We start from the raw sequence: 7,326 nt of genomic DNA on the forward strand, positions 1-7,326 counted from the left end.
CGAGGCCGGCCGATGCCTCCTGCCCGAAAACCAAAACCGCAGCCAGCCCCGAAAAACCATCAGGACCAACTGCGGATCGGTGGATCAAGGCTTAGACAGTGACAACGGCTCTGAGTTCATCAACTGGGAGCTGTTCCGCTGGTGCGAGCAGGAGAATCTGACCTTCACCAGGTCCCGTTCGGGGAACAAGAACGACGGCGCCCACGTCGAGCAGAAGAACTGGCATATCGTGCGCCAGACGGTCGGCTACCACCGCTACGACACGGCCGGCGAGCTGGTGTTGCTGAACCGGATCTGGGCACTGCAGCGGCTGCTGACCAACCATTTCGCGCCGCAGCAGAAACTCGTCTCCAAGGAACGCAACGGCGCGAAGACCACCAAGAAATACGACAAGCCTGCCACGCCGTACCAGCGCGTCCTGGCCGATACCGCGGCCGTCGGCAAGAGAGTCAAGACACGGCTGGCCAAGGAAAATGAGCCCCTGAATCCGGCGGCCATCCAACGCCAGGTCCAGGCCCTCACAGCCGAACTGCTGACCCTAACCACATCAAAACAAGGGCCAAAGGCCAAGCCGGCTATCCGGGCAAAATCAAATGATTCCACGAATCAATCGAAGCGGGCATCTTGACATGATTCCCCGGGGGCGGCCCGCATTAGCCGCGCGCTTCGCGGCGCTGGACCATTCCCTTAACGTAGGCGGCCTGCCCGGCGTGCTCCAAACAATCGTCAATGACACTGACGAGCCGGACTCCGAGGGTAACGTGCGGGTCCCAGCGCATATCCACAATACGGTCCAACTCGTCTTCGGTGAGCGAGCCGATGAACTCAAGGCTTTGGCGGTACACCGCGTCGAAATACTCGGCCAGCAGGCTTCCGGATTCCACCGTGACGGCGCTGACCTGGTCCGAAGTGTGGCCGAAGCCGGTTTCACGTGTGTCCAGCGGGAGGCCGAACAGCTCTGCCCAGCCGCCCGAAGTCCAGCGCTGCTCCACACCGGCGACATCGGCAATGTGATCGTCCTGGACCCGGGTCAGATGCCAGATCAGCCAGGCGATCGAGTTGCCGCTCCCGCCGGGCCGTTCGGCCAGTTGGTCCGGGTCCAGTCCATCAAGCACTTCGTGGACCCGTTCCTGGATCCGGCCAAAAGCGTCTGCCAGTAGATCGTTGAACTTCATGTTCGCTCCTCGTAAATCCGGGATTGGCGGCAACGAAGCCAGCCTATGCCTTACCGCCGCACATGGTCCTCCAGATAGCGCGGTTTGCTGACAATGAAAGCGCCGACGATGAGGATGACGAGCGATACGGCGAGCAGTCCGAAGGACGTTGCCCAGGTGCCGGTGACGTCTTTGAGCAGCCCGAAAGTCAGCGGTCCGAGGCAGGCAACCGAGTAGCCGATGCCTTGGGCGAAGCCGGACAGCGCTCCCGATCCGGCGGTGGTCCTGGTCCGCAGATTGACCAGCAGCAATGCCATGGCAAATGTCCCTTGGCCCAGCCCGGCCAAGGTGATCCAGAGGATCGTGCCCGAGGAAGGTGCCAGCAGTAGGCCCGCATATCCGCCGGCGTAGCAGAGCACGAACAGGGCTGCGAGCGGGAACGGATTTCGCATTCTGGCCGCCAGATACGGAACCAGCAAGCTGGTCGGCAGGCCAAGGATGGCGTAATAGGACAGCAGGGTGCCGCCCTGGGCGGCATCCATTCCTGCGTCGAGCAGCAGCGGAGGCAACCAGGTGAACATCGAGAAGGTGTTGGTGGACGTCCCGGCAAACACCATCGCCAGACCCCACGCCACGGGCGAGGACCAGACGCGGACCTTCGCGTGGGGCACCACCGCCGACGGGCTCTGCACAACCTCTGCCCTCCGCGTTGCCCGCTCCCCCAGCAAGGTGGCCACCCACGGCACCAGCGCCGCCAGGCTCACGCTGGCCCAGATGCCGATCGACCAGCGCCAGCCTGACGTGTTCGCCAGCGGCACCGCCAGCAGCGGGCTGAACGCAGTACTCACAGCCAGCAGGGTCACGTACAAGGAAGTCATCAGGCCGATACGGCCCGGGAAATAGCGCTTGACCAGGGGCGGCATGACGATGTTGCCCAGCCCGTAGCCCACCATGGTCACGGCGGAGAAGCCAAGGAACAGCGGCACGTCCGAGGCCAGCGCCCGTCCGATCTGGCCTGTCGCGGCCAATACCAGCGAACCGAGCAGGACTGCGGGCAGGCCAAGTTTTCTGATCAGTGCCGGAGTAGTGAAGCCCGCCAAGGCGAAGGCAGCGGTCGGGAGCATGCCGAGAACGCCGATGGAGGCAGGACCAAACGGCAGATCCTCGGAGATCTCCGCCAGCACTGGAGAAACGCCCGAGACCGCGAGACGGAGGCTCAGAGCCATGACCAGGATGCCGGCGAGGACGATAAGGCGGCGCCGGAGAAGTCCAGGAACGGACGCGGCGTCCTTCGATACAGGTTGAGCCGTGATCTGGGGGTGGTTTGTTCTAGGCACTCTGATTTCCGTCTGCAGGCAGGCTTGGGCCGGCGGAAGTTGCCGGCTTCCTCACCATAGCCGTCTCGGCGCTGCCACAGTCCCCAACTGAAGTGGGTTAACGCTCTCCGGGATCCGTGTCCCGGAGAAAGCCCTCCGGGCCCTTGGGCCCGCTTTCCGCGCGGCGGCCCTCTTCCTGCCGGGCACTTTCCAAGGTGCGATCCACCAGTTGCCGCCATGGCCCGGTGACGTCTTGCTCCGGAAGGGAGGCTTCACGTTCGCCGGCGCTGATCCGGTACATGTAGCGGTCCGGCTGGTTCTGCGTCTGCGGGACATCGTCCCAAGGGCAGGATTCTATAATGGGCAGCCACTCGTCACGCAGTTCGGGCTGCCCCACTTCAACTGCCCAGCGCCTCGTCAGACCCGCGAATCCGCCGGTGCGCTTGACGCTGATCCTCATTCCAAGACGCCCACCTCAGTCCAGGCCGCAGTCACGGCCTTGAGTTCCTCTGAGTCCTTACCGTAGCGGCTTTCCGCCGCACTTTCAGTAGCTGCCGCGAAACCTGCAAAGTCCGTATCCGCCACCACTTCCGTACCGGTGATCGTGTCGTACCAAATCAGGCCGGCTCGCTCCCAAGCGTTCCCGCCCAGGATCGAGGCCAGCCGGTAGAAGGCATGGTTGGGAATGCCTGAGTTCAGGTGCACTCCCCCGTTGTCGTCAGTGGTGTCGATGTAGTCCGCCATCGTGGCCGGCTGCGGATCCTTGCCGAGCACGTCGTCGTCATACGCAGTGCCCGGTGCCTTCAGCGAGCGCAGACCGTCGCCGCTGACTTGGTCGGTGAACAGGCCTTCGCCGATCACCCAGCTCGCGTGCTCTGCACTGTGCCCGAGCTTGTACTGCTCCACCAGGGCAGCGAAGACGTCCGAGATGGACTCGTTCAGTGCGCCGGGCTGGCCCTGGTAAACCAGGTTGGTGGTGTGTTGCGTGATGCCGTGGGTCAGCTCATGCCCGATGACGGACAGCGATTTGGTGAAGCGCTGGAAGACCCGCCCGTCGCCGTCGCCGAAAACCATCCGCGTGCCGTTCCAGAACGCGTTGTCATAGTCCTCGCCATAGTGGACGGTGGCGCGAAGGATCCCGCCCCGGCCATCCAGTGCGTTGCGCTGGTAGGCGTCCGCGAAAAGCTCGAAGGTGGATCCCAGCCCGTCGTAAGCTTCGTTCACCGCGACGTCTTCAACCGGGCCGTCTCCCTCGCTGCGCACGCGGATGCCGGGCAGCCGTTCCATGTTCTGGGCGTCATTGATCTGCCGGGTGGGGTTCAGCCCTGTAGCCCGGATTCGCTGCGATGGCAGGAGGGTGGGCAGGGCCGGCATCTGCGCACGTTTGACGTTACGGTTCCGGCGCATGGCTGCATCCCGGGTCAGGGCACGCTGGGCAGCCTCCGCCACCGGCAGCAGGGACCGGTCATCCAACTGGGCCAGCCGGCGGAGCAGGTACGGCGGGACAATAGAACAGAACATCTGGACCTCCTTGCGTTGCCCCCAGCCTATGGTCCGGGTGTGACAACCTGTCGCAGCCACGGCATCCGAATATTCACTGCTTCATGATTGCCGCTGCCCTGCCGGCGGATACGCTAAGGAAATGCCTGAGTCTGCCGCCGCGCGCAAAAGAATGCCAACTTGGGCGATCATCGCCGTCCTGTGCCTGTCCGGTACAACAGTCTCGCTCCAACAGACGATGGTCATCCCGCTGCTGCCCGAGTTCGCGCAACTGCTCAATGTCTCCATCGACGATGTGTCCTGGCTGGTCACCGCCACTTTGCTGACCTCCGCCGTCGCGACACCGATCGTGGCCAGGCTGGCGGATATGTTCGGCAAGCGGCTGATGATGCTGGTCTGCATCATCCTGATGACAGCCGGTTCCGTGGTGGCCGCGCTCGGCGGCGACTTCGCCACCATCATCGTCGGCCGCGCGCTGCAGGGGTTCTCCTCGGCGTTGATCCCGGTAGGCATCAGCATCATGCGCGACGAGCTCCCGCGGGAGAAGGTTGGCAGCGCGATTGCCCTGATGAGCGCTACGCTCGGCATCGGCGGCGCCCTCGGCCTGCCCTTGGGCGGAACTCTTTACCAGCAGGCCGGCTGGGAATCGGTGTTCTGGCTTTCCGCCGTCGTCGGTGTGGCCATTCTCGCCGCGGTGTACCTGGTGGTCTCGGAATCCGAGGTGCGGACCCGCGGCCGGTTCGATTTCCTCGGCGCGATCATGCTCTCCATCGCGCTGACCTCGCTCCTGCTGGCCATTTCCAAGGGCGGCAGCTGGGGCTGGGGCGACGAGCTGACCATAGCCCTGTTCATCCTGACCATTGTGGTCCTGGCGGTCTGGGTTCCGTATTCGCTGAAGGTCAGCCAGCCGCTGGTCGACCTGCGCACCTCGTCCCGCCGGCCGGTGCTGCTGACCAACATCGCCTCCGTCCTGGTAGGTTTTGCCCTGTTCGCCAACATGTTGCTGAGCACCCAGCAGCTGCAGCTGCCCGCTTCGGTGCCGCACGGTTTCGGGCTCGACCCCGTCACGGCCGGTTTGGCGATGGTCCCGTCCGGGCTGGCCATGGTCGCCTTCTCCCCCGTTTCCGGCGCCATGATTAATCGCTTCGGGGGCAAGACCACGCTGATTGCCGGTTCGGCGATCATGGCCGTGGGTTACGTGGGCCGCGTCTTCGTTAGCGACTCGGTGGCGGCCATCATTATTGGCTCTACCGTTGTCAGCGTCGGCTCCGCGGTGGCTTATGCGGCGATGCCGAGCCTGATCATGGCCAACGTGCCGATCACCGAGACGGCCTCCGCCAACGGCCTCAACGCCCTGCTGCGGGCCATCGGCACCTCGACGTCGAGCGCCGCCGTCGCAGCCGTCCTGGCGACGGTGACGGTCAGTGTCAATGGCGGGGAGCTGCCTGCCATGGAGGCTTTCCAGGATGTGTTCTGGATTGCGGCCGTGGCCTCGCTCGTGGCCTGTGCCGTGGTGTGGTTCGTGCCCAGATTCGAGGCGGTGCCTGCAGCCGCAGGCGTTCCGGTCGAGACCGCTGCCCTCGCCGTCACGCAGGCCGGCAACAGTGCGGAAACCGTGGTGCACGGGCGCGTACTGCACACCGACGACCAGCCCATTCCGCACGCCGTCGTCACGGTGATGAAGACCTCCGGCGAGCCCGTGGACTGGAGCAGGGCAGCGAACGACGGCGGGTTCTCCCTTGCGCTGCCGGGGCCCGGCGAGTATCTGGTTTTGGCCAATGCGGACGGCTGGGTTCCCACCTCCAAGGTGGTCAGATTCACCGGCACCGAACGCGATGAGCAGATCCGGCTGACGCAGCGTCTGACCGTCACAGGCTGGGTACTTCGGGGCGGGGCCGCGCTGCCCGGCGCGCTGGTCGCTCTCAGTGCGCACACGGGCGAGTACATCGCCGCCACCAAAACCAACGACGCCGGCCGCTACGAGCTGCGGCTTCCTCCCACGGGCAGGTACGTCGTCACCGTTGTCGAACCCGACACGCAGTACACGCAGTCCCGCAAGCTGGTGATGACAGCCGAGTCCTCAGTGGCGAACTTCGATCTGGTCGGCAAGGCCAGGGAAACCACGCTCTAGCCGGAAGTTACATCGCGCGGACCTTCCGCCCTACATGTCCCCGGTCCGCAGCTCCTCGGTCAGAACCCAGAAGACCTGCCGCAGCCGCTGGACTGCCGCGTCCGGTTCCTGCCGGCGCAGCAGCGCAACTGCTTCCTTCCAGCCGTCCGTCCAGATGTAATACAGTTCCTCCCGCTGGTAGAGGAACAGCCGGCCCAGGGAACGTGCCAGCACATGCTCATTCACGGCGCGCAGCTCATCGTGGTCGGCGGCGTCAAGGATGATTTCGATCAGCTCCAGGAGCGTGGTGTGGGCGGCGAGCATGTCGCGGGCTTCAAGCGCGCCTTCCAACCGCTCGGCGGCTGCCGCCATCGTCTCGACATCGTCCTGGCCCAGCCGCGCAGCCGAGCGTTCGAAGACCGCCACGAGGACAACTCCCAGCACATCCAGCAGCTGAACCGCATGGAGTTCGTTGAGCACGGCCACCCGGCGCCGCTTGTTCGGCAGCGTTTCAATCAGGCCCTCGGTAATCAGCTCCGTCACCGCTTCCCGGACCGGCGTAATACTCACTCCCAGCCGCTCTGCCAGCTCCGCGTCCTTGATCGGCGCTCCGGGCGGAAGCTCACCGGCCAGGATTTCGTCTCGCAGTTGCCGGGAGATTGCCGCCCGTCGCGTCGCGGGAACGTCACTGCCCATGATGGCCTCCTCGTCATCGCCAGCTGCCGGCAAACGTCACATTTGGGTAATATGGCGCTTTTGTTGGCATCAATGCATTCTTCATCCTAACCTTATGAGACCTGCATCACAGCGTCGTGGGGCAGGGTCAAACTTCATTTCAGATGGGTGTTCGGCCCGGGGCGGGGTTGGATGGACTTCGCCCTTGACGATCCGGACGGGACCAGCATGAACAAAAAGTACACGGCATCGGCGGAAGCCAACAGCCGCCATCCCCAGGACTGGGGCCGGGCGATGGCCGCGGCCATGACGGACCTGATGGAACAACGCCGCGAAGACGGCGGGCAGGTGGACCACGAAGACCTTTACGGCGAAGACCTGCATCTGGTCATCGGTGCCGTTCCCGACGGCGTCGAAATCACGCTTACTTGGCAGCCGGAAGGCGAGCCGGAGGACGGCGGGCAGCGCCGCAGCGGCTAGTAGTACTTAGTTAGGTCGGGGCGCGTTGTCGGCAGTGGGGGCAGTAACCGAGCCATGCGGCGAGAAGGCTTTGCAGTTCCTTCAGGACGCG

The 7,326-nt window shown here is 64.5% G+C and carries 7 protein-coding genes and 1 pseudogene; 3 read left to right on the plus strand and 5 right to left on the minus strand.

The genetic code is table 11. The features are described 5' to 3' along the window. Positions 1-628 (plus strand): annotated as a pseudogene (locus B0G38_RS22930) (hypothetical protein); the annotation flags it as partial. A 25-nt stretch (positions 629-653) separates the two neighbouring features. Here the strand turns inward: B0G38_RS22930 and B0G38_RS22935 are convergent. The 4 genes from B0G38_RS22935 to B0G38_RS22950 all read right to left on the minus strand — a co-directional run bounded on the left by B0G38_RS22935 (position 654) and on the right by B0G38_RS22950 (position 3,991). Beyond that, a complete protein-coding gene (locus B0G38_RS22935) occupies positions 654-1,175 on the minus strand; it encodes a mycothiol transferase (RefSeq protein WP_264671614.1) in 522 nt (173 codons plus the stop codon). A 50-nt stretch (positions 1,176-1,225) separates the two neighbouring features. After that, positions 1,226-2,491 (minus strand): MFS transporter, encoded by a 1,266-nt coding sequence (locus B0G38_RS22940; RefSeq protein ID WP_264671615.1) that lies wholly within the window; start codon positions 2,489-2,491, stop codon positions 1,226-1,228. A 97-nt stretch (positions 2,492-2,588) separates the two neighbouring features. Then, on the minus strand, positions 2,589-2,930 hold the full coding sequence (locus B0G38_RS22945; protein ID WP_264671616.1) for a protealysin inhibitor emfourin: 342 nt from the start codon (positions 2,928-2,930) through the stop codon (positions 2,589-2,591). Further along, complete coding sequence (locus B0G38_RS22950) at positions 2,927-3,991, minus strand: M4 family metallopeptidase (protein WP_264671617.1); 1,065 nt, start codon at positions 3,989-3,991, stop codon at positions 2,927-2,929. Before B0G38_RS22950 ends, B0G38_RS22945 begins: the two co-directional genes overlap by 4 nt. A gap of 121 nt (positions 3,992-4,112) precedes the next feature. Between B0G38_RS22950 and B0G38_RS22955 the strand changes: the two genes are divergently transcribed. After that, positions 4,113-6,101 (plus strand): MFS transporter, encoded by a 1,989-nt coding sequence (locus tag B0G38_RS22955; protein WP_264671618.1) that lies wholly within the window; start codon positions 4,113-4,115, stop codon positions 6,099-6,101. A 30-nt stretch (positions 6,102-6,131) separates the two neighbouring features. On the opposite strand, the gene B0G38_RS22960 is transcribed toward B0G38_RS22955, so the two are convergent. Next, on the minus strand, positions 6,132-6,776 hold the full coding sequence (locus B0G38_RS22960; RefSeq protein ID WP_264671619.1) for a GntR family transcriptional regulator: 645 nt from the start codon (positions 6,774-6,776) through the stop codon (positions 6,132-6,134). Between the two features lie 171 nt (positions 6,777-6,947). On the opposite strand from B0G38_RS22960, the gene B0G38_RS22965 reads away from it, so the two are divergent. Then, positions 6,948-7,235 carry a hypothetical protein gene (locus B0G38_RS22965; RefSeq protein WP_264671620.1) on the plus strand — a complete coding sequence of 96 codons (288 nt, stop codon included), beginning with the start codon at positions 6,948-6,950 and terminating at the stop codon, positions 7,233-7,235. The last annotated feature ends 91 nt before the right edge of the window (positions 7,236-7,326 follow it).

This window comes from Crystallibacter permensis (genome assembly GCF_025960875.1).
GTDB classification, from domain to species: Bacteria; Actinomycetota; Actinomycetes; order Actinomycetales; family Micrococcaceae; genus Crystallibacter; species Crystallibacter permensis.